At 59.9% G+C, this 23289-nt stretch carries 16 protein-coding genes; 9 read left to right on the plus strand and 7 right to left on the minus strand.

The window, feature by feature from the left end; genetic code table 11:
* Positions 1-77: 77 nt before the first annotated feature.
* Positions 78-1238, minus strand: coding sequence for an alpha-hydroxy acid oxidase (locus IH404_RS16710; RefSeq protein WP_005788875.1), 1161 nt, complete (start codon positions 1236-1238; stop codon positions 78-80).
* A gap of 120 nt (positions 1239-1358) precedes the next feature.
* Between IH404_RS16710 and IH404_RS16715 the strand changes: the two genes are divergently transcribed.
* Positions 1359-2144 carry a DeoR/GlpR family DNA-binding transcription regulator gene (locus tag IH404_RS16715; RefSeq protein ID WP_194438489.1) on the plus strand — a complete coding sequence of 262 codons (786 nt, stop codon included), beginning with the start codon at positions 1359-1361 and terminating at the stop codon, positions 2142-2144.
* Between the two features lie 54 nt (positions 2145-2198).
* On the opposite strand, the gene IH404_RS16720 is transcribed toward IH404_RS16715, so the two are convergent.
* Positions 2199-2408 carry a hypothetical protein gene (locus tag IH404_RS16720; protein ID WP_005788881.1) on the minus strand — a complete coding sequence of 70 codons (210 nt, stop codon included), beginning with the start codon at positions 2406-2408 and terminating at the stop codon, positions 2199-2201.
* A gap of 196 nt (positions 2409-2604) precedes the next feature.
* Between IH404_RS16720 and IH404_RS16725 the strand changes: the two genes are divergently transcribed.
* Positions 2605-3108, plus strand: coding sequence for a DUF4142 domain-containing protein (locus IH404_RS16725; protein WP_005788883.1), 504 nt, complete (start codon positions 2605-2607; stop codon positions 3106-3108).
* A gap of 27 nt (positions 3109-3135) precedes the next feature.
* Complete coding sequence (locus IH404_RS16730; protein WP_005788885.1) at positions 3136-3696, plus strand: type 1 glutamine amidotransferase domain-containing protein; 561 nt, start codon at positions 3136-3138, stop codon at positions 3694-3696.
* Between the two features lie 61 nt (positions 3697-3757).
* Here IH404_RS16730 and IH404_RS16735 read toward each other — a convergent pair whose 3' ends face one another.
* Positions 3758-3964, minus strand: coding sequence for a hypothetical protein (locus IH404_RS16735; protein WP_005788888.1), 207 nt, complete (start codon positions 3962-3964; stop codon positions 3758-3760).
* A gap of 287 nt (positions 3965-4251) precedes the next feature.
* Between IH404_RS16735 and IH404_RS16740 the strand changes: the two genes are divergently transcribed.
* The 4 genes from IH404_RS16740 (at position 4252) to IH404_RS16755 (ending at position 16757) form a co-directional block, all read left to right on the plus strand.
* Positions 4252-4728 carry a hemerythrin domain-containing protein gene (locus IH404_RS16740; protein ID WP_194438491.1) on the plus strand — a complete coding sequence of 159 codons (477 nt, stop codon included), beginning with the start codon at positions 4252-4254 and terminating at the stop codon, positions 4726-4728.
* Between the two features lie 176 nt (positions 4729-4904).
* Positions 4905-7514, plus strand: a complete 2610-nt coding sequence (locus IH404_RS16745) for a Tc toxin subunit A (RefSeq protein ID WP_194438492.1) — start codon at positions 4905-4907, stop codon at positions 7512-7514.
* 34 nt (positions 7515-7548) lie between these two features.
* The gene (locus IH404_RS16750) at positions 7549-12327 is read left to right on the plus strand and encodes a neuraminidase-like domain-containing protein (protein ID WP_194438493.1); all 4779 of its coding nucleotides are present in this window, start codon (positions 7549-7551) and stop codon (positions 12325-12327) included.
* Positions 12324-16757, plus strand: a complete 4434-nt coding sequence (locus tag IH404_RS16755; protein ID WP_194438494.1) for a SpvB/TcaC N-terminal domain-containing protein — start codon at positions 12324-12326, stop codon at positions 16755-16757. Before IH404_RS16750 ends, IH404_RS16755 begins: the two co-directional genes overlap by 4 nt.
* A gap of 65 nt (positions 16758-16822) precedes the next feature.
* Here IH404_RS16755 and IH404_RS16760 read toward each other — a convergent pair whose 3' ends face one another.
* The 4 genes from IH404_RS16760 to IH404_RS16775 all read right to left on the minus strand — a co-directional run bounded on the left by IH404_RS16760 (position 16823) and on the right by IH404_RS16775 (position 21533).
* The gene (locus IH404_RS16760) at positions 16823-19723 is read right to left on the minus strand and encodes an RHS repeat-associated core domain-containing protein (RefSeq protein ID WP_194438495.1); all 2901 of its coding nucleotides are present in this window, start codon (positions 19721-19723) and stop codon (positions 16823-16825) included.
* Between the two features lie 115 nt (positions 19724-19838).
* Positions 19839-20390 (minus strand): cytochrome b, encoded by a 552-nt coding sequence (locus IH404_RS16765; protein WP_005788899.1) that lies wholly within the window; start codon positions 20388-20390, stop codon positions 19839-19841.
* A gap of 151 nt (positions 20391-20541) precedes the next feature.
* Entirely contained in the window at positions 20542-21087 is a 546-nt protein-coding gene (locus tag IH404_RS16770; RefSeq protein ID WP_005788901.1) for a putative natural product biosynthesis protein, read from the minus strand.
* A 62-nt stretch (positions 21088-21149) separates the two neighbouring features.
* On the minus strand, positions 21150-21533 hold the full coding sequence (locus IH404_RS16775) for a DUF2946 domain-containing protein (RefSeq protein WP_122732823.1): 384 nt from the start codon (positions 21531-21533) through the stop codon (positions 21150-21152).
* Positions 21534-21714: 181 nt separating this feature from the next.
* Here IH404_RS16775 and IH404_RS16780 point away from each other — a divergent pair, with 181 nt between their 5' ends.
* Entirely contained in the window at positions 21715-22323 is a 609-nt protein-coding gene (locus tag IH404_RS16780; RefSeq protein ID WP_005788906.1) for an SCO family protein, read from the plus strand.
* A complete protein-coding gene (locus IH404_RS16785) occupies positions 22323-22820 on the plus strand; it encodes a copper chaperone PCu(A)C (protein WP_194438496.1) in 498 nt (165 codons plus the stop codon). The genes IH404_RS16780 and IH404_RS16785 overlap by 1 nt, the downstream gene beginning before the upstream one ends.
* Positions 22821-23289 lie beyond the last annotated feature (469 nt).

A 23289-nucleotide genomic window follows, 5' to 3' on the forward strand; every position in this document is an offset into this window, starting at 1 on the left:
GGGCGTTCGCAAAGTTATCCACAGAGATACCCACGGTTTTCGTGGACAACTCTTTTTATATTTTTACGTTTTTTTGCTCAGGCAGCACTTTCAGGAAAGGTGCCAGGCAGCAAAATTTCGCGGTTCACATCGCGTATATCGTTATAGCCACACAGCGCCATCGACACGTCCAACTCACGGGCGATGATATCGAGCGCCTTGGTCACGCCCGCCTCACCCATCGCCCCCAGGCCATACAAGTGCGGGCGACCGATCATGGTGCCCCTGGCGCCCAGCGCCATGGCCTTGAGCACGTCCTGGCCGGAACGAATACCGCCGTCGAGCCACACTTCAATACGGTTGCCTACGGCCTCAACAATGGCCGGCAACTGGCTGATACTCGACGGCGCGCCATCGAGTTGCCGACCACCGTGGTTGCTCACCACCAACGCATCCGCGCCGGAGTCGGCCGCCAGCCGCGCGTCCTCCACATCAAGGATGCCCTTGATGATCAACTTGCCGCCCCAGCACCGCTTGATCCACTCCACATCGTCCCAGCTCAGGCGCGGGTCAAATTGCTGGGCAGTCCAGGACGACAGCGAACTCATGTCGGCCACGCCCTTCACATGCCCGACGATATTGCCGAAGCCACGCCGCTGGGTGCCGAGCATACCCATGACCCAGCGCGGTTTGGTCATCATGTTGAGGATATTGGGCAGGGTCAGTTTGGGCGGCGCCGACAAGCCGTTGATCAAGTCCTTGTGGCGTTGCCCCAGGATCTGCAAGTCCAGCGTCAGCACCAGCGCATCCACCCCGGCAGCCTTGGCGCGCTCGATCAGTTGCTCGATAAACCCACGGTCGCGCATCACATAAAGCTGGAACCAGAATGGCTGGCCGACATGCTCGGCAATGTCTTCCAGCGAGCAAATACTCATGGTCGACAAGGTGTAGCGCAGGCCGAACGCCGCAGCGGCTCGGGCGGTCAGGATCTCGCCATCGGCATGTTGCATACCTGCCAGGCCGGTAGGTGCCAGGGCCACGGGCATGGCCATGTTCTGGCCAATCATGCTGGCGCGGATCGAACGCTCATCGATATTGCGCGCCACACGCTGGCGGAACTTGATGCGCGCAAAATCGCTTTCATTGGCGCGGTAGGTGCTCTCAGTCCAGGAGCCGGAATCGGCGTAGTCGTAGAACATCCGGGGCACACGTTTTTGCGCCAGCTTGCGTAAGTCTTCGATAGTTGTGATCAACGACATCGGGTCACCTCTCCCTGAACTGAACACAGAGAGTAACCGGCCATCGCCCACGCAACCAGCCGTTGCGTTTCTCGAAGCTGATGAGTAATCTCGCATAAACCCGCAATAAAGCGCATAAACATGCACGACGCCCATCAAGCTATTGATCTGCCTTCCCTGCGTAAACAAAAGATCCTGTTGTTGCTCGAACGCGACGGCAAGGTCACGGCTTCCGAGCTGGTCGAGCATTTCGCCGTGTCCCAGGACACCATCCGCCGCGACCTCGGCGAACTCGCCGCCGCCGGTTTATTGCAGCGCGTACACGGCGGCGCCCTGCCTCGGCCCAAAGACACCGGCAAGGATTTTTTCACTCGTGTCGGCGAAACCACCGAAGCCAAACGCGACCTCGCGCGCCTGGCGGCCGAGCGAGTTGAAGACGGCCAGATCGTACTGTTCGACTCCGGCTCCACTACCCTGCAGATCGCTCAGTCACTGCCGCACGACATTCACCTGACGGTGGTCACCCCATCACCGATGATCGCCATCGCCCTGGCAGACCATCGGCATGTAACGGTGATCCTGGCCGGTGGCCAACTCAATCCCGCCACCCTCTCGACCGGCGGCCATGAAGCGCTGCGCCTGATCCAGAGCATCAAGGCCGACCTGCTGTTTACCGGCGTCTGCGCGCTGCACCCGCAGGTGGGCATTACCTCGCTGCATTTTGCCGAAGTGGCGATCAAGCAAGCCTTGATCGACAGCGCGTCCCAAGTGGTTGCAGTGACAACCTCAGACAAACTCGGTGCAGTGGAACCGTTTGTGGTGGCACCGTGCAGCCGTATTCATACGCTGATTACCGAATGGGATGCGCCGGGGGTCGAGGTGTATGAGCAATTGGGGTTGGAGGTGCAGCGGGTGATGGTTCAGTGACGCCGCAACGACTGATGAATGCGGCGCTCTGCGCGCTGATGGAGCGAGCCATGCTCAATGTCCCTTGTCGAGCTTCTCGTTGATCGCATCCGTCTGGCGTTGAATGTCCTTGATCGAGGTGGGTGTCAGCACTTTGTCGATGGTTTCGGTCTTCGGGTTCGCACGCTCCAACGTCTGCCCTTTCATACCTTCAGCCTTACCCTTCTGCGCGTCTTCAGAGCTGACGGGGTCGGGGGTTTTATCGGCGTTCTTGTGTTCGTTCACAGTGCAATCTCCTGGCAATAACGGCCGTCCAAACAGTGGCGGCCTTGTGCAGCAGAACACGCTGAATTTGAATTGGTTCAAGGAAATTTCCACGCCTGACCGTTGGGCAAACACGCGCAAAAAAAATTAAACCTTTTGCTCGCCTCCCCGCTCAACACTTGGGTACGGCATCACGCCATTTCTGAGGAGAGACACCATGACAACTCGACTGATGAAACAAATGGGCCTGACGTTCGCACTGGTTGCCGGCTCGATTTCTACCGCTATGGCGGCCACGTCCAACGACTTTGTCGACAACGCCGCCGAGGGCGGTATTACCGAGGTGGAAGCCGGCAAGCTGGCGCTGGAAAAAAGCAGTTCGGCAGACGTAAAAACCTTTGCGCAACATATGGTGACCGACCATACCAAAGCCAATGACGAGCTGATTGCATTGGCAAAAAAACTCGATATCGAGGTTCCGGATGACGCCGCCCTGACCGACAAGGCGAAGAAAGCGATTCTGGAAATGCGCGACGAATCGTTCGACAAGGCCTATGCCAACAACCAGGTGGCCGCCCATGAAAAAACCGTCGAACTGTTCAAGAAAGAAGCGGCCTCTTCGGACAATGCCGAGCTGAAGGCGTTCGCCACCAAGACGCTGCCTACCCTTGAAGCTCACTTGAAAATGGCCAAGGAACTGCAAAGCAAATACGCCAAATAATCAACCTGACACCGGAGGCATCTGAGTATGAGTTCGCAACTCACGGGTAAGAAAATCCTCGTCATCACGTCCAACACCGGGATCGAGCGCGACGAGCTGCTCAAACCCCTGGAAACCCTGCGTGGCTATGGCGCGACGGTGACGCACGCCTCCAGCAAGGGCGGCGCCACCCAGACCTTTGTCGGCGATACCGAAAAGGACGGGACAGTTGAGTCCGATGTGCAATTGTCTGATGTGGTCGGCAGCAACTTCGATGCATTGGTCATCCCGGGCGGGACGGTGAATGCCGACATTTTGCGTCAGGATGCTGCGGCGCTGCGCTTGATCAACGAGTTCGCTCAGGCCGGCAAGACCATCGCAGCGATCTGCCACGGCCCGTGGGCGCTGATCGACGCCGGCGTGGTCAAGGGCAAAACCCTGACCTCGTATAAAAGCGTGCGCATCGACCTGGAAAACGCTGGCGCTGCGGGCGTGGTGGATGCCGAGGTCAAGGAATGCAAAGCCAATGGCTGGACCTTGATCACCTCGCGCACGCCGGACGACTTGCCGGCGTTCAATGAAGCGATTGCCAGAGCTGTGGCCGGCTGATCATGGCTAACGAATGACAACAGGCGCCCATGGGGCGCCTGTTTTTATATGGCTCACCGACTCAGCTCTTGCGATGCTCGGCCATCTCGCGCTTGGGGCCGAACATCGCCCATGCGATCAACCCCAACAGCGGCACGAAAACCAGTACCACCACCCACAGTCCCTTGGTCTCCCAGCCACCGGTACTGCGCAAGACGATATTGATCGCCCACAGTTCCAAGAGCAGCAGAATCACTGCCAATATGATCCAGATATATTCTATTTGCATGATTCACCTCCTGAAGTCTAAAGGTTAGGTCAAGCAGATCGCTCAAGGGTTCCATTAGAATTTCAAGCAACGCTCACACGAGCCCGGCACGTGACCGGCAGAAGTGCGTTGTGCAATCTCGAAAGGGCCAGACCATGCAAGCTGCACGACGAACCCGCCCCTATAAATATCTATCCATTTGATTTAAATAGTTATTTAGCCCCGATGAAAGTTGGTACGGCTGATGCAATTCCCTCACTACGAGGCGTGCGTTTCGACATGCCCGACAACTACCCGTGAGGTTGCACATGAATGCCATCGACCTGCTCAAAGCCGACCATGAACGCGTCAGGACCCTGCTCACCCAACTAAGCGAGTCCACCGAGCGCGGGGTTAAAAAGCGCACCGAGTTGCTAGCCAAGCTCGAGATGGAAATCACCCTGCACACCAAGCTCGAAGAAGAAATCCTTTATCCCGCTTTTAGGAAAGCCGGTGGCAAGGAACAAGACATCATGTACCACGAGGCCAAGGAAGAGCACCGCACTGTCGACTCGCTGGTGCTGCCCGACCTGAAGCAGACCGAGCCCTCCTCCACCGAATTTTCAGGCCGTGTGAAAGTGGTCAAGGAACTGCTTGAGCACCACATCGAAGAGGAAGAATCGGAGATGTTTCCCCAGGCGAAAAAACTGCTGGGCAAGGCAATACTTGAAGAGCTGGGGGCCGAAATGGAGGCGATGAAAGCGGCCTGCAAAAAGGCCTCGACCAACAAACCCCTCGCGGCCTGATAGACCCGCAATGAAAGCTCAAGCGACGGCCCCACGGGGTCTGTCGCGCTATCGAGCTTCACCGGTGATTTCTCCTCGCCTACTCGGCGACCCGGCCGACCGAGCCGGCCTGGACGCCCATGCTAGCGTGCCATTGCCCATGGCATTGGCACTGGGCTTTCAGGAGATTCACCAAAATGGACACGCATTCACCCACCTACACCAGGCTCTTCAAGGAAGACTGGGAGCTGCTTTGCTCGGCTTCCTCCATGGCTGCCGTCGATTCACCGGCAGCCTATCTAAAGGCGCTGTATTTATTTGCCCAGGCGCTTGAGGAAAGCGGAAAAGGCCAAGCCGGCAAAGTCACCCTGGACCAGCGGCGACCTGAGCTCAAGGCATTGCCCATCAACGAACACAGCCTGACGGCTGTGATCCCCCAATTGTCGATCATTAATGAAACCCTCACTCATCAGATCGACACATACCTTAGAAAGACCACCGGTGAAAACCGTGGACGCTCGCTGGATACGGTACTTGGTCTTCAACGCTTTCCGTTCGCACTGCCGTTTGAACGAGCCCATCGGCAATGCTGGCTCAGCTTGTCCGCAGGCAAGCCGCAACTGGGTGAACTCAGCTATCGCATCAGTCTGAAGCTGCCCATTACCCAACGCGCTCAGAACGCCTACGGCGTCGTCAGGCACGCGGCCTATGAAGCACAGCGATTGCTGTGCGGCTTGAGCCCTGCACAGCAAAACTTGTTGACGGAACCGTTTCTGGAAAACTCGGAGAATGTGCACGCCACTGAATTTTTCGCGCAGCACTATGGCCTCCAGGAGGAGTCGCTCAAGAAAACGCCCCATTGGCTGCACCAAACCGCTCTGACTCACGACCAGACCCAGGCATTACTGGCATGTGGCAGGTACCTGCCGGTGCTCTCGGGCAATGTATCTGCCGCCGCACTGCCAAGGCCGACTGCCGAGCTGCAGATACATGAACGGGCAGCCTACGTGAACGGCCCAATAACCAGGAATGCCGAGACGCAGCAACCGCTGTCGATAGAGCCCGAAAAACTGCAAAACACCTCATGGAACCGCTACCAGCGCCTGCACCGAATGATTCGCCTGCAACGCTGGACGCAACTGCCGTTTGAGGATCTGGACGCGCTGTTGATCAGCGTTGTGCGACGTGAGCAGAATGCTGATCCGCATCAGCCCTGCAACGACAATACCTTGCGGGCGCTGGGTGTCTACCGCTACCTGGAGCGGCGTCATGGCCTGCCACTTGAAGAGTTTGCGGCGATGCTGGATGCGCTTCCTGTGCGGGCGTCAGGCAATCGCCTGTCGCTGTATGACCAGGTGTTCAACCACGCTTCAATGCCCGGCGAGACACTGCGGGTGGATGTGCCAAATCTGGCGCTGCATGAAGCGTTGCCGGACGACCTGCGACATCGGCTGTGTGCCGGTCTGAACCTTGGGGACACCCCCGACGCCTTGCATTGGCTGATCGGACAGGCGCGTCAATACCTACCTTCGCCTTGCCCGACGCTGACGTTCTATAGCGCCCTGTACCGCCAGGCTCGGATCGCACGGTTGTTCGGGCTGTCGGTGCTTGACAGTCATCACGTGGCGGCACTGCTCGGCGGTACGGATTACACAGCCCAACTGGTCAACCCCTCACTACGCAGTTCCGGCGTCAACGCACCGCCAGACATGCTCGATGTGCTGATGCAAATGGATTGGCTGGTCGGTTGGCTCAAGGACACGCGCCAATCGGTTGATCAGCTTCGCCGCCGTTTAGTCCTGGAGGCGGGCGCACAGCCGGCCCAGATCCAGGCGTATCTCACCCAGCTTGATGACCTGGTGCAATTGACCCGACAGGGACTGCTGGTGCAAGAAGACATCGCTGACCTTACGCTGCCCCAGCCCGAACCAGACACCAGCGCCGCGCCCATTCCCTGGCATGCCCTCATCGTCCAGGGCCTGCTGTACAGCTACCCCCAGCTCAAGCCGCCAGCCCCCAGCGAACTGCCCAAGGCACTTGTGCAACTCATTGAAGCTCGAACCCTGAGCCTGGACCCGACCCGCAACGCTACCCTGCACGCCGATGCCAAACACGCAGTGACCAAGAAGCTGGGCGAGTTCTATCGGCAGCTGCAGCCCTTGAAGGAAAAAATCGATGCGCTGTTCAGCGCCCCATCGCATTTGCCTGGCGATCCGGCACTGTACCTGCAATCGCGCAAGCTCACCGCCCGACAGATTGCCCGTGCGGCCACCGCCCAATCGCCCCTTGACCTGGTCAAACATCTGCTGCTGTTGTTGCCGGACGCAGAAGTGTTATTGGAGCTGGGGGTGAGCCGCCAGACCCTGCACACCTTTTTGCTCCACCCGCACTGGTTGAGCCAGGAGCAGACGCAAGGCTCGCTGCTCAAGCTGACACTGAACACGCTGTACCTGCTGCAGCGCTTTGCCCACTGCCTCGACACCTATGGGCTTGCCCAACACAGCGTGCTCGATTACCTGCAACGCGCCAATACACCCTCTGCGGCAGACGTCGACACCTCGGCCAGCCCACGACTGGCCGCCCTGCTCAAGTGGGACGCCGGCGAGATCGAGCATCTGGTCGACCATCTCCCGAACAAACAGGTAAAGACCCTGGCCGACCTGGACTGGATCCTGCGTTGCCACCAAACCGTCAGACTCACCGGGCTCTGTGCCAAAACCCTGCTCAAGGCGACCGATCTGCACGCCACATTGATGAATGAGGACTGGAAACACGTCGGTTCGGCATTGATCACTACCGCCCCATAACACCGCTTTGTTGCGACCGGATCAAGGAACGACCATGTCTGCCCCCATCACCCAACACCTCAACGAACAGCTGCGCGACGCGATGCTGGCGTTCTACATGAACACCGTACTGCCCGAAGATCCCACCGTGCAGACACTGCAACTGGCCGACACCTTCAAGCACGTCGACGATATCTACGCCTATTGGTTGCTCGACCCCCAGGTCAGCCACGCGGTGCCCACCACCCGCATCGCCAGTGCGATTGCCAGCCTTCAGCAGTACATCAACGCCATCTACCTGGGCCTGGAACGCGGCTACGAAGAAACAGGCATGAGCCATGCCCAGCAGACCGAATGGCGAGACACCTTGCTGACCTACTCGCTGTGGCGCGCCAACCAGCAACTTTGCCACTACCCGGCCAGTTACCTGAGCCCCACCCTGCGCCACGACAAGAGCGACAGTTTCAGGCAACTGGAAGACGAGTTGAACCAGTTCCGTACCGAGCCGGCATCGCTCTTGAAGGCTGTTCACGGTTACCTCAATCGCTTCGAAGAACTCGCCAATATCAGAACCCTCAATGGCTATATCGATGGCGACAGGGACAGCTTCGCCAGCAGCGCCTATTACTTCATTGGCAAATCCAGCTCTGAAAACACCTATTACTGGCGCACGCTGGCTATGCCTGAGCGCCCAGCCGAGGGCACCGCTCCCAAGCCAGCGGTCTGGTCGGGATGGAAAAAAATCCATCTGTCCATCGACGACAATGTTCCCGAACAGACGATCCGCCCAGTGGTCTTCAATGGCCGTCTTTTCCTGGTGTGGGCCCAATGTATCAATCCGATGTCCTCCACCAAAGACATCACCCCGTTTGGACGCGGCGACGTTGAATCCGACAAGGAATACCAGCAACGCCTGGATACCCGGATACAGAGTACCTACCTGCAGTTCCGGCTGTACTTCTCGTTCAAAAAGCTCGATGACAGCTGGAGCACGCCGCAATTGTGCATCCAGGAATACAACATCGCCAAAGAGCTCGACGAGTTGAGTTCAGAGGACTTGATGAGTGCCACCCATACGATTGCCGTTGTCGACGCGAACCCCCTCACACCGTCGCTGTTTCTGGGCCTCCTCGCCCAGCCGAACACTCCAGCACCCGCGCAGAACAACGCAACCCATCGAAATTTTTACCAAGCCATTCGTGTGGACGAACACTTCAACACCCATTGGCTTGAGAGCATCGGCAGCACCCGCAAGACGCGCCTTTGGCTCGATGAATCTCATCTGGAACTGGCGGGGCGCTACCTGGCCATGTTTACACACCACAACCATGCCAGGTTTCAATTCAGGGCCACGAAAACCGCGCAGGTAAACGTGGAAGCTTTAACCCTTGACGCGCCTCATGGCGCTGTCAACGGCTGGAATTATGAAGGCCATCAGAACAAGATCCGTGCGCTGACGAGCGCCGATATCAAGTTCAATACCACGACCTCGATACTGGAGGTGACGACCAGGCTCGCAGAAGGTTTCGAGCCGCATCACACCCTGATCTTCAACTACGACAACGACCTGGTCACGTTTACCCTGACCTTGAGTACAAACGGCGTGCCCCAGGCAAATGAAACGCTGAAGTTGAGCGCCACCTCACAGATCCATCTCAAGAGCGCCGTGCTCATTGAACTGTCCTCCGTGCAAATAGGGCTGAGCCTCAAATGCCAGAAAACCGGAGTCGAGCAGGCTGACTTTATTCGCAATGAAAGTAATCAACCGTTCAGTCTTGCCCTGCCCCCGAAAGAAAATGCCAGCCCCCCCACAGATTCCGTCACCCTGGACCTGGACGGAACATACATTTCACGCGAAGCCTTCGAGTATTTTTCCGACGCACCGGATTCTGCTTACCTGGTTTCGCTGACATTCCATGAAGATCACGGCTCGCCACCGGACCATAAGCACGACTTATTCCACGGCACTGTCACGCTCAACCAAAAACAACGTCTGTACAGACCTGTACTGATGTATATGAAACAAGCCAATGCTGCTTTGCCGGAAACCCTGAACAGGAACAATACCGTGCTGGTCGGGCAGGCCGAACACTCGCGCCGCAACCTGCGCGATGCCTTCACGGAACTGTCCATAAAGCATTTTTTTGACGTGCCGATCGAGTTCGCGCCGCAGACGATGAGGCCTTATGGCGAGGAAACCGGCAATCCTCCCCCGGCCTCATTGACCCTTATCCACGGCGTGTTGATACTGGAAAGCGATGTGCGCTATCCCTCGCCCACCATTCTGGGCTATGCGCTGAAAACTGCCACATTCAGGCTCGGCACCCATAGCAATCCTCCTGTCATCCCGCTGGCCCCGCGCATTCGTCGTCTAACATCGGCGCCTTATGGCACGGCGGAGTTCATCGATTTCGACGGCAGCGCCATCGATTTCGACAGCAGCGCCATCGATTTCGACAGCAGCGCCATCGATTTCGACGGCAGCGCCATCGAGTACGGCGTTACGCCTAAGCACAAACGCGCGCCCATTCGTACCAACACCTGCGTTGCGAGCCTGCTGACAAAAACTGCAGGAGCCGACGTACATCACCTGTTCTCCTTGCCAACGGACGCCTGGCGTGAGCCACCGCTGGCGGGCGAAAAGAATTACAGCCTGCTGGACTTCCAGGGTGCCCATGGTGCGTATTACTGGGAGCTGTTTCTTTACCTGCCCTGGTTGTTGGCGCACCGTTTGAACCTGGAACAGCAATATGCCGACGCCGAAGTCTGGATACGGTTTCTTTTCGATCCTGCTCATCAGTCTGCCCATTGGCGTCAGCCGATGCTGTTGGCCGACACTGCGCCACCACCCAGCCAGACCTTGCTCTGTGCTCATCGACTGGCCAAAAGCAGCCCCGTGCATTTTCGCCAGGCGCTGTACCTGTTGTATGTCGATATTCTGCTTAATCGCGGTGACGCGGCCTACCGGCAAATGAGCCGCGACAGCCTGGCCGAGGCCAAGCTGTGGTACATCCGCACCAAAGGATTGCTGGGGCCGCGCCCACCGCTCAACGCTGTTGATCCCTGGGTGACCACGACCCTGGACAAACTGCAAAGTCCCTCGGCACTTGGCAGGACGCCGGTGCCTGCCGGCACAGCACGGTTGTGCCGATCCCTGAGCCCGGACCTGCTGATGCGCTGGGACAAGGTCGAGGCGCGCCTGTACAACCTTCGCCATCACCTTGACCTGACCGGCAAGCCCATGAGCCTGCCGCTCTACGCCGCCACGCTGACACCCCAGGCGTTGCTGGCCGCCTACCAACAAGGCACCGACGGCGCCAGCGTGCAGACAACCCTGCGCACTGCGCACGCCGGGCACTATCGCTTCCAGGTGGTGCTGGGGCACGCTTTGCAGGCCGTGGATAACCTGATCCAGTTGGGAGCGACCTTGCTGTCACTGTGGGAGCGCAAGGAGCAGGCCCACTTTGTAGAATCCCAGCAACAACAGGCCTGGGAACTGGCCAGGTTAGCCGTCGAGCAACAAGCCCAGGCCGTGCAGGTCGACACCATAAACAGGCATGCCCTGCTGGCCGGGCGTCGCATCGTCGAGGCCCGGGTGGCCTTCATAGAGCAGCAACTCAAGGTCGGCATCAGCCCGGCAGAAGCCCAGGCCACCCAAGCGTATCAGGACAGCGCACACTGGGAAACGGCAGCCGCGGTTGCTCAAGCCGGCGCGGGCCTGGCGATGCTGATACCGAATATTTTCGGCACCTCCAATGGCGGCGTGCGTTACGAAGGTGCCTTTCACGCGCTGCAAGCCATGTCCCAAGGCATGGCCAACGAACAGCGCGCCAACGCCGCCCACCTCGACCGCTCCGACCTGTTCGCCCGCCGCGCCGCCGAATGGGGTAATGCCCTGGAGCAGGCGCGCCTGGAACTGGCCCAGGTCGATGCACAACTGCTGGCTTACACCGAACAAGAGCAACATACCCGCCTGCAATTGCGCCTGGCCCAAACCGCGTTCACCCAGGCGCGAACCTTGTATGACCTACTGGGTAAACGCTTTACCAACGCCCAGCTCTATCAATGGCTCAACGGCCAGCTTGCGACGTTCTACTACCAGGCGTATGACGCCACCCTGTCCCTGTGCCTGGCCGCCGAGGCGTGCTGGCAAGAGGAACGCGCGGAGTGGAACAAACACTTCATTCAAACCGGGCTCTGGGTTCGCCAATACCGTGGCCTCAGCGCCGGCGAAGCCCTTAAACAGAATTTGCTGAGCATGAGCAGTGCCTACACCACCCAGAACGAACGCTTGCTGGAGATCACCAAAACCGTGTCGTTGGGTCTGCTTCACGACCAAGACGCTTCGGCCACAGGCGATAAACCCTGGGCAACGCTTAAAGCCGAACTCCTGACTAACGGTACGCTGAGCTTTGAACTGACCCGCAAGCTGTTCGACGACGATTACCCTGGCCACTACCTGCGGCGGATCAAAAGCGTCAGTGTCTCCCTGCCTGCCACCCTGGGGCCCTACGAAGACATCAAGGCCATCCTGACCCAAACCGGCAATACCACGCATCTTGCGCCCACGTCTGATAAACCCGAGGTTGCAGCAAAGAAAGACTGGCGCGCCAGGCAGGAAATCGCCCTGTCCAACGGGCTCAACGACAGCGGCCTGTTCACCTTGAACTTCGACGGTGACGAACGTTATCTGCCGTTCGAATACACCGGCGCCATTTCCACCTGGCAACTGAGCTTCCCCAATCATAAGCGGCAAGAGGCCCTGCTCAAATCCTTGACCGATATCATCGTGCACCTGCGTTACACCGCCAGGAACAGCGGAGGCCTGCGATGAGCATGCAGTCATCCGATTTTTTGCAGCCGGCAATCCCTGCCCTGCCCAAGGGCGGCGGTGCCATCCAGGGCCCTGGCGTCAGTTGGGGGCCTGTCGGCTCACGGGGCGAGGCGTGCCTGGACGTGCCTTTGCCGATTTCGCCCGGACGCGGTTTCGCCCCTGCGTTGAGCCTCGGGTATCGCAGCTCGCAAGGCAATGGCCCGTTCGGACTCGGCTGGACACTGTCGGCGGGCGCGATCAGCCGTGATACACGCAAGGGTATCCCGGCCTACGGCGAAGATGACAGTTTCGTCAGCCCCCAAGGTGTCGAGCTGATCCCGGAGCGTGACGCCCATGGCGAGATTCACGCCACCGCTTGCGACCAGTACAACGGCCTGCCCCTGGGTGAAGCGCATCGGGTAGTGCGCTATATGCCAATCGTCGAGGGCAGGTTCGATCGGATCGAACATTGGTCATCCTCAAGTGATACTGCCGGGTTCTGGCTGGTGCAGGGTGCGGATGGCTGCGTACATCTGTTCGGCAAAACCCTGATCGCTCGCTGCGCAGACCCGGAGGACAGCCGCCATGTGGCCCAATGGCTGTTGCAGGAAAGCCTCAATCCCCTGGGAGAGCAGATTTATTACCACTACAAGCCAGAAGACCAGCGCGCTCCAACCACCAGGGATTACCGTGCGCAGCGTTACCTGGCCAGGGTGTGCTACGGCAACCTGCGACACCGCGAACACTTGGCGCTTTGGAATACCGATGTGCTCGCCGAGAAACAATGGCACTTCGAGCTGCTGCTCGACTATGGCGAACGCCACACCGAGCTGAGCCAGGTGCCGACCTACGCCGAGCAACAGCCGTGGCTCTCGCGCAGCGACCCGTTCTGCAATTACGCCTACGGTTTTGAACTCGGCACCCAGCGGCTTTGCCGGCAAGTCCTGATGTTTCATTACTTTCCGGATGAGCCGAGCATGGGCGCCAACCCGGTGCTGACCCGGCGACTGCTGCTGGAACACACCGACCGTCACGCCGCAGGCAGTTGCCTGAATGCCTTGCACAACCAGGCTTATGACGCTCAGGGAACGGCCAGCGCCTGGCCGCCCCTGGAGCTGGCCTACAGCGCCTTCAAGCCGGCACTGGAACCCGCCCGCTACCAGCCGTTCGACGGCATGGCGGGTGTCAACGATGGGCAACACTATCAACTGGTGGACCTGTGCAACGACGGTCTGCCGGGCATCCTGCACCGTACCGACAAAAGTTGGTATTACCGCGAACCGCTCAGGGCTGCGCGTGTGTCCGGCCTCGATGCGGTGACCTATGGGCCATGGCAGGCACTGCCACGCATTCCCGTCGCCGACACTGCCCAGGCCACTCGTCAGGCCCTGGCAGACCTCAATGGCGACGGACACCTCGAATGGGTGGTGGCCCAACCGGGCATGAGCGGTTTTTTCACCCTCGATACGCAGCGACAATGGTCAAGTTTTACGCCATTCGCGGCGATACCCCAGGAGTTTTTCCATCCCCACGGGCAATTCGCTGACCTGATGGGCAGCGGCCGCCTGGACCTTGCGTTGATCGGCAATCACAGCGTGCGTTTGTATGCCCATCACCAGGGCGAGGGGTATGGCGCCGGCCTCCAAGTGCCCTACGAGCACGCCGACGAGGGTCTGCCCACGCTCAGCCATACATCGACCGAGCTGGTCGCCTTCTGCGACCCGTTAGGCAGCGGTCAACAGCACTTGGTGCGTATTCGCCATAATGAAATCAGATGCTGGCCAAACCTGGGCGGCGGACGCTTCGGCAAGGGATTCGTGTTTGCGGCATTGCCGTTCGACTACGCCAGCTTCGACGCCGCCAATATCCGCCTGGCTGACCTCGACGGTTCAGGCGCGGTGGACCTGATTTACCTGCAGCCTGAACAACTGCTGATTCTCATGAACCGCGCCGGCAGCGGGCTGATGCCGCCTGTGACGTTGCCCTGGCCAGACGGCGTGCTCCACGACGCGACGTGTCAGGTCAGTTTCGCCGACCTTCAAGGCCTGGGCTGTTCCAGCCTGATCCTGAGCGTACCGCACATCAAACCCCGGCATTGGCGCTTCGACTTTGTCCGTCGAAAACCTTATTTGTTGACGGCCACCCTCAACAACATGGGAGCGGCCACCCTACTGAGTTATCGCAGCAGTGCCCAGGAATGGCTCGACGAAAAACACCAGCGGCCATCCTCGGGGAAAGCCTCAGTCAGCAGCCTGCCCTTCCCCGTGCCGGTGGTTCGGCTTCAGCGGCAAACAGACCAGGTCAGCGGCAATCGGCTGACCCAGTATTTTCGCTACCGTGAAGCCTGTCACGACAGCGTTGAGCGCCGGTTCATCGGCTTCGGCCTGGTGCTGGAAACCGATATGCCGCCGTCCGCCAATACCGCATCGGGAGTACTGACCAAACGCTGGTTCAATACACTTGAGCTTTCGCGAGAGGGGTTTTATGCAGGGGATCGACATGCGCCTGTGGTGGGGCCGACCCTGCTGGGCCAGTTGGAGACCGGGCGCACTCTGGACACCCTGATTGCCAACCCGCAGGCATCGACCTGGCATCAAGTGCGGCGTGCGCTGGCCGGTAGCCTGTTGCGCGAGGAGGTCTACGCCGCCGCCGATAAACCGCCGAACGGCGTGCCCTACTCGGTGCAGCAACAACGTTATCTGGTACGCCTTATAAGCCCGTCGCGAAAGGCTGGCGAACCGGCGACACTGCTGCCTTTGCTGCTGGAGTCGATCACCTGTCACTACGAGCGCCAGCAGGATGATCCGCGCTGTCGGCACCTGTTGAATCTGCGCTGGGACACCTACGCCAGCCTTGTGCACAGCGTGGTGGTCGATTATGCCCGCCGCAAGAGCGCCACTGACGCCGCGCCGTCCGGCCAACCCCATGAGCAGCAGTGGTGGCGCGCAGCGCACGACCCGGCACAACAGGCTTACTACCTCAACGAAACCCTCGCCCGCTTCATTCACCTGGACGCACCGCAACGCTGGCGCCTGCAACTGCCTTACCAGCAGCGCAGCAACGTACTGACGCTACCCAGGCAAGCATGGCCGCACGGGCAGATCGGCTATGAACAATTCGTCGCCGAGGACGCGTCCAACCCCTTGAGGCCGGGTGACCAGCGCCAACTCGGCGGGCTGTCGGTGCAGCACTATTGCCTGGCGGAGCACACCACGCCGTTACCGCCCGGAACCGCGAGTTTCCAGGCTTTGCCCGCTTACGTCGAAGTCGCCGAACTCGATGCGCCGGCATTGAGCGTCTATCAAGACCCACAGATCACCGCCACCTTGACCGAACAGCATTATCGCCCGATGTCCGCGTTTCTCTCGGCGATTGCAGGGCAGGACGATGCAATGACACTTTGGTCGGTCGGCCGCGGCTACACTCGTTACGCGCAACCTGATGGGTTCTATCGGCCTCGTCGCCACCAGGCCAGCATGAGCCACGCCGCGACGCAGACCGAATACGACGCCTACTGGCTACACGTGATCAAAGTTCAGTCAGCGGACGGCTGCTCGACCCAGGCCGACTACGACTACCGGATCGGCCTGCCGGTGACAGTCACCGACGCACAGCGCACCCGGCAGTACGCGCAATACGATGCCCGCGGACATCTGATTGCCACTGGCCTTGCGGGTGAGGAACAGGGCAAGCCTGTCGGCTATGACAACTGGCAATCCGTCACCCGCGCCCTCGACAGCGGCCCGACGCAGGCGCTGGCCGATCCTGCCACGGCCCTTCACAATGCCCAGAGCGCCTGCTTTTATGACGTGTTCAGTTGGATGGGCCGCATCCCGGCTGCCAGTGTGCAGGCGCACTGGGTGAGCAGCGGTTACCTGCTACCCAGCGGGCACATTCGAGCCTCAGCGCTGGCGCGCATCAACCACCTGCCCAGCCGGCAGCCCCATCATCAAACGCTTTTAAGCCTGATCAAGACTGCCCGTCGAGTGCCGGTGCACGCCGTGGTGCTGCATGACGACCACTGGCAGGGAACGCCAGGTGAGGCCGATCGGCAGATCCACGTCGCCCTCGCCTTCAGTGATGGTTTTGGTCGCGTGCGGCAAACCCAGGAGCAGGCACAATCAGGCCCCGCGTTTGCGGTCGACCCCGCCGGAACGTTAAGCGAGGGTGCCGATCAAGTCGAAGCCACTCGCCGCTGGCGCATCAGTGGGCGCGTCGAATACGACAACCGGGGGGGCGTGGCGCGGACCTGGCGGCCTTACTTCGCCGACCGTTCCGGGTACATCGACGATAAGGCGTTCAATGCCTCGCGCCCCAGCGAACGACACGTTCACGACGCACTTGGACGCCCGGTACTTACCCTCAACGCCAATGGCGACACGCGTCGCCAAACGTATTGTGTCTGGTACAGCATCAGCGAAGACGAAAACGACACTCACGCCCCTGACTGACGATTGCCACCCAAAGAGCCGGGCCTTCAAGGGCCCGCGCTCCAGGGCCTGATGTACTGCTTGCCTCAGCGACGATGAATATCTCTCACACCGACTGCCCGATAGTTAGGCCCGCTCACATGCGCAATCAATAACCGGTAGGCGCCGCGACCCCGATGCCCGCGATACAACGGCAAATCGAAACTGCGGGTGTTACGCACTCCACGAACGGAGTGCCCTGAAGAAAAGGCCACTCGCCCCTCGATAAGATCGTTCAGGACGCCCCTGACGATGTCACCTTGCGCTCCTCGCAACTCATTCATGATGTCTTCGACATCGATGACCGGGTTCTGTGGACCCGGCGCAGGAGCAACTGCCGCAGGTTCGGGCGCTGAAACGGCGCCCGCTTCGCCATAACCTCGTCGCCCCGCACTTGCAGCCTTTGTCAGCGGGTGGACTTCGGTAGCTGTCAGCCCGGCTGCCGGCAATGGGCCAACCCTTTCATGTTGCGGAGGGCGCACCGTCATCGCTTCAAATCCCAGTCTTTTTAACTCCCGATCCGGGTTTTTGTGTGATTTGGCAGCTTTCAAAGCCGCGTGCTTGCGATGACCGGGTCCGGTGTAGGCGTAAATGCCACCGTAATCGTCAGGTATCAATCCGTAGGCGTAGCTCCCACTGTCGGATTTGTTCACTCGGAACTGATGAAGAAAATCCGCAAACGCAGTGATCTCCTCCTCGGTGGGGTTGGCCCCTTGCAATATATCCCGGGCATTTTCCATGGCCATTTCTCGATAAACTGCACTGCGCTCGTTTTCCCAGCTCCTGTCAACTCTTGCCTGCTGGCGAGCCCACAACGTTGCGCCCACAACTGCCATCATGAATCCCGCGACAGCTATCTGCGCGGCTTGGCTTGCGTCCAAGCTCATGGATGACCCAGCCAACACCGCCATGATAATGATGATGACCACTTCAACCAGGGGATTGCGCTGCAAGCCATTGTCATCCACATAGCCGACAGGGTTGTTCCCTACCATGGCGTACAGGTTCAACCCATCCACATCCCCCGCCGGGTCTGCACTTATCCACCGCATCAACCAGGGTGCGTAATACCTGAACCCGTAGTAATACAAGCCGCTGGCGTCGCGCTCCTTGCCCGAGTAACGCCGGGTTTTATAGCTTGCTTCAAGCGCATTCTTCGCGGCCCACCAGGCGGTCGCGCCGAACGGGTAATAACTTTCCTGGCTGAGCAAGGCCGCTTTTTCGTCAAGCTCCAGAGTACTGCTGCCCAGGTGATCGCAGAGGCTGAAGCGCAGTTGCTCGTCCACCATGCCCTCGGGGCGCCCCTGCTGCCATTGCAACCCTCTGACCGCAGTGCGCCCGGCCTGAGCAAGCAGCACATTGCGCCATTCACCCGAGGTGCCCTGGCGATGCAGCTCCAGGCCCGGTAGATACAGCACTTCATGGGTATGGGTCTGTGAGCCGGTGTGTGCCACTCGGCGTTTGCTGACCCGCTGGCCGGCGCCGTCGTACACATAGACCTCATCGTCATGTTCGCCGCTGTCACGCAGCACTTGCGCAACACGAACCAATTGGTTGCGCACATTCCAGGTCAGCGCCTGCCCACGCGCCAGTTCCTTGAGATTGCCGGCCTGATCAAAGCGATTGCCCAGGCCGGGCGCCGTCGCCCCCTCCCGCTCGATCACGCTGTGGTTACTGTGTTCACCTGCGTGCATGTGCTGGGTAAAGCCGCTGCCGGAGGAAGGAACATGGCGCATCTGCGTCAGGTTGCCGGCCGGGTCGTAGGCGTAGTGTCGGGTGTAGTTGCGCCAGAGATTGTCGTCCGTGGCCCCGAACACGACCCTGCCCGGCAGCGCGGATGTGCCGGCGCTACGGGAGTTTTCCCGGCCAGTGGCCTTGATCAATCGTGACAGGCTGTCGTACTCGAACGTACTGACCGCCGCCACCTGAACGTTAGTCGCCCACCGCGTCGGCTGCGCCGCGTCGTGGATGCGCAGCACGTTGCCGACCCGGTCGTAGCGGTATGAAAGGTCTTGCAGGAGCCTGCCCGGCGTGTTTTTGAGGTGGGCGCTCAAGCGCATCAAACGGCCATCGGTATCGGCGTACTCGGCCACGCTGACGACACCATTGCCCGTGCGTTCGACCAACACCTGCGCCGAGGCGTTGAAGGTGCGCTGATCCACCAAGGTCTTGCGCGCTCCGCTCTTGAAGACTATTTCGCGGTGGGTCAACAAGCCGTCTACGCCGTAACGCGATTGCTGACGATTGCCGAGGGCATCGACCTGTTCCAGCACCTGGCCCAGCGCGCCGTACCGCCAGGTGGTCGTGAATGCCTCAGCCTGCAAGTGTGCGTCGCGTTCACTCTCCGCCAGCGGCCAGTCGGACGCAGTGTATTGTGCGCGCAAACGCCGGGTTTGCACCGTGACGCTGCCCTGTACGTTGTAATGATCGAAGAACAGCGTACCGGCTGGATCATCGTGGCGGATCAAGCGGCCACAGCGATTACGTGCCGCCTCCCGAGACGTCATGCCGGCGTAGGTCATGCGCTCCACGCAGCGCTCTGCCGCTTCGTCTGCAGCACGCTCAAACACCGCCACGGGGCGTAGCAACTGATCGTATTCAAACCGCTGCCGGGCGCCACGGCTGTCCCATTGCTGCACGACCTGACCAGCGCTGCCAGGCAGCATGACCTGGCTACCGGCATCCACGCTATCGGTACTCAGGGCTAGCCCGGTGAGGCTATGGCGATTGGACAGATTGGGCGGCACAGCGTCGTCAAGGCCGTGCAGGTCAGACAGCCTGGGGTCCCATTGTTGCTGCAGGAAGCCCCGGGCGCCGAATACCTGGCGCGTGACATACTCCAGAGGTTGCTGTTGTAGCGTGTTGCGGTGGTAAGCCACGCTACGCACGGTTAACCCTCGCGGGTCGAAAACCGTCAGTGACGGGGTGTTTTGGTGCAAGGAAGACATAAGCGGATAAACCTGAAAACCAATGGTTCACAAAGCCTAGTCATCCGCTCCAGGGTCGCATGGCAGCGCACCACGCTGTGACGCGTGCGGGTCTTCCGAATCTCTCGTCAGCGCTTCAAGCCCTACGACCAAACATGCGTCGCAATACCTGAGGCTCGCCTCGCAGCGAATGCACAAGCACCGCGCCGATATGCCCGACAATCAATACCAGCATCGTCCACCCCAGTTCGCTGTGGAAGTCGCGGCCCAGATCAATCATCCACTGCACCTTTTCGCCTTCCAGGCCCTCCATGATCGTCAGGCCAAACGCCGAAAATTCGCGACCGGAGCCGTACTGGCGCAGCAGCCCGATCACGGGGATCAGCAACATCAGCGCATAGAGCGCGCCATGCCCGATCGATGACCAGCGGTTCACGCTTGGGGGGCGATGGTGCCGGTGCAACAGATTCCAGCTGGCCCGCAGTATCAGCAGCACCAGCAATAACAACCCTGTGGGCTTGTGATAGGGCCACAGCAGTTTGTCCACCGTAGAGTCGGAAGCCAGGTAGTGGGCCACCGCCGTGCAATAGATCCAGGTGAAAACCAGGGCCATCAACCCGTGCAGTGCCCGACTGACAACATCGTAGTGATCACTGGGCAAAGGGGTTGTCTCGAACATCTTCTTCATCGCAGCCTCTTGTGTTTTTGGCGTCGAACGTGAACATCGCACTCTTGCGGGTAAAAAAATACCGCTCCCATCAGCAGTATGAAAAAACAGTTTCATCCTACAAAAAGTTCGCGTTTCTTAGGTCGCCTCCCGTCATAGTTCGACCAGCACTTCAAGGCACCGGTTGCCAACCGCTGAAGCCAGCCTGGCGGGTCAACGGGCACCAGGCAAAATCCCCTGCCGGGGCAGGCAACACCTGGCGTTCGATATCAGCCAGCGGCCTGCCCTTCCAATCAACAATCCGTGCGTCTTGCCAGGCCAGAACCACGCCCTGGGCCTGGCTTTGATCGGTCGTCACCCAGCACGCCGCCGCGGCAGCCATGAAGGTTTCTATCGGCTCGTTATCTATTTGCGCACGGTACATCGAGCCCAGCAGCCAGCGGCAGACGTTCAGATGGTAGGTCCAATCCAACGGCGGCCGATGGCGATAGGCCCAGGTCATAAAGCTGCGAAACAGGTTCAGCCCCTCCGGCGGGTCAAGCTTGAGCAATGCCGGGCAGATATCGAACAAGGTGTGCCAATGGGGCAACAGGCGTGCATCCAGGTGCACAAAGCAACGGGCATTACTCGGGTAGTCGGGCAGCGCGGGCTCCGCGCACAGGCGACGGGACGCCTTGCTGACCAGGCGGCTGGCGCCTGCAGGCAATAGTTGATTCATGGATCGCACCCATAATCGTGACGGCAGAATGCCCCCTGGTCTCAGGAGGCCCAAGGCATACGTCAGAATGCGGGGGAAGCGCGGGGGTTGGCCGAGGGCCAGGAATAACGCGGCGGCGCCTTGTTGCGCCGCTCATGGCCCGGGCGCGGGTTTTGCCCGAGGCCAAGCAGCCAGGCCAGGCCGATCAGGAATACGATAGCGACGGTAATGGCGTTGCAGACCGGGCAGGCAAAGTAGTTCGAGATGTTGCTGGAACTCGGGTCAGCCAACCCTTTGTCGGAAATTGGCAGTTGGCCACCTTCTACCGAACAGAACAGCCCACCGATGCCGTTGAGCTGCTGGCCCATCATCTGACCGTGCCCCAAACCGCAGGCGAACAGGTTCATCAGCACGCAGAAGTACAGGGCCCAGGCGATCAGCGAACGGTCAGAGTGATGCAGTTTCATGGCGGCGACTCTACCACCGAAGCCGCAAAAGGATGAAGTGCGGTGCGCCCCTGTGGCAGAACGTCGCAGATTACGCGCAGTGGCCAGGGTTGATAGACTCTGCACCCTTCTCGTTACTCCTTTTCCAAGCCTGGTGAGGCAGCTCCATTGCTTCGCAGGCGTTTCACAGGATGCATAGTTGATGAGTACGTTATTCACCCGCCGCAAAGTGCTGACCGGCATGGGCCTGTTGGGCCTGGGCAGCCTGCTGGGCGGCTGTGACTACACCCCCAAGCTGAACTTCAAGTACGGCAAGGACCTCAGTGACAAGATCATGGGCCGCACCTTCAAGCTCAAGAACACCGACGGCGAAACCGTCACCCTGAGCTCGTACCGCGGCTTGATGCCCGTAGTGTTCTTCGGCTTCACCCAATGCCCGGCCGTCTGCCCGACAGCCCTGGCACGCGCCGCCCAGGCCAAGAAGCTGATGGGCCGCGACGGCAAGATCATGCAGGTGGTGTTCATCACCCTGGACCCGGAACGAGACACCCCCGAGATTCTCGACAAGTACGTCAAGGCTTTCGACCCCAGCTTCGAAGCCCTCTACGGCACCCCGGAAGAAATCGCCGTGGCCGCCAAGGAGTTCGGGATCTTTTATGAAAAGATCCCCGCCGGCGACACCTACACCCTGTCCCACACCGCCACCAGCTTCGTGTTCGACACCCGTGGCAACCTGCGCCTTGGCTTGCAGGCATCCCTTACCGCTCAAGAGTGCGCAGAAGACCTGCTCACCGTCATGGAGGTCTGCTAATGACTACCGCTCAATACCTCAAACGCTTTGCCTTCGGCCTTACCCTGCTCGGCCTCGCCGCCCACGCCAGCGCCCAGGTGCAAGTGACCGACGCCTGGGTGCGCGCCTCCGTACCGGGCCAGCCGTCCAGCGGTGCCTTCATGACCCTCACCGCCGACAGCGACAGCGAACTGCTCAGCGTGGCCTCGCCGGTGGCCAAGGATGTGCAGATCCATGAAATGAGCATGAAGGACGACGTGATGCGCATGGGCCCGGTGAAGTCGCTGGCGCTGCCGGCGGGTAAAGCCGTCAAGCTCGACCCCGACGGCTATCACGTCATGCTGATGGGCCTGACCGGCCAGATCAAGGAAGGCGACCAGGTGCCGCTGACCCTTGTGGTGCAGGATGCCAAGGGTGAAAAACAGACCGTTGAGGTGACGGCCAATGCCCGGGGCCTGGACGGCATGGATCACAGCCAGATGGACCATAGCAAGATGGACCATAGCAAGATGCATTGATTGCCCTGTGGGAGGGGGCTTGCTCCCGATGGCGGCCTCCGGGCCGACCAGGATGCTGGATCAGACCGAGTACATATCCATTGCTGCGGTAACGGCCACTTATGGTTCCGCTCTTACAGCGGGTCACTTTTGAAAAGCGCAAAAGTAACCAAAACGCTCTTGCCCCACCACTCGGCACCTCGCTCAGGCTCGGTGTGCCCGTAATCCGACAGGGATTTGGGGGGCCGCCGCCACGCGCCATCCATGGCGCGGGGCGGCTAAACCGGCATCCCTGCCGGTTTACCCCCCAAATCCCTGTCGAATTCCGGCCAGCGTGGTTTAACGGGGCGCCTAAGATCAAAAGCAGAGCAAGATCAAGAGCGGCTCGCTTCGCATCGTGGTTACGGTCGGCTGCGACGAAGTTGTGTAGATATCGATACTTATCGGAGCAAGCTCCCTCGCCATGGATTTGGGGCCACACCCTATCCGA

Source organism: Pseudomonas sp. OST1909 (genome assembly GCF_015277575.1).
GTDB lineage: Bacteria > Pseudomonadota > Gammaproteobacteria > Pseudomonadales > Pseudomonadaceae > Aquipseudomonas > Aquipseudomonas synxantha_A.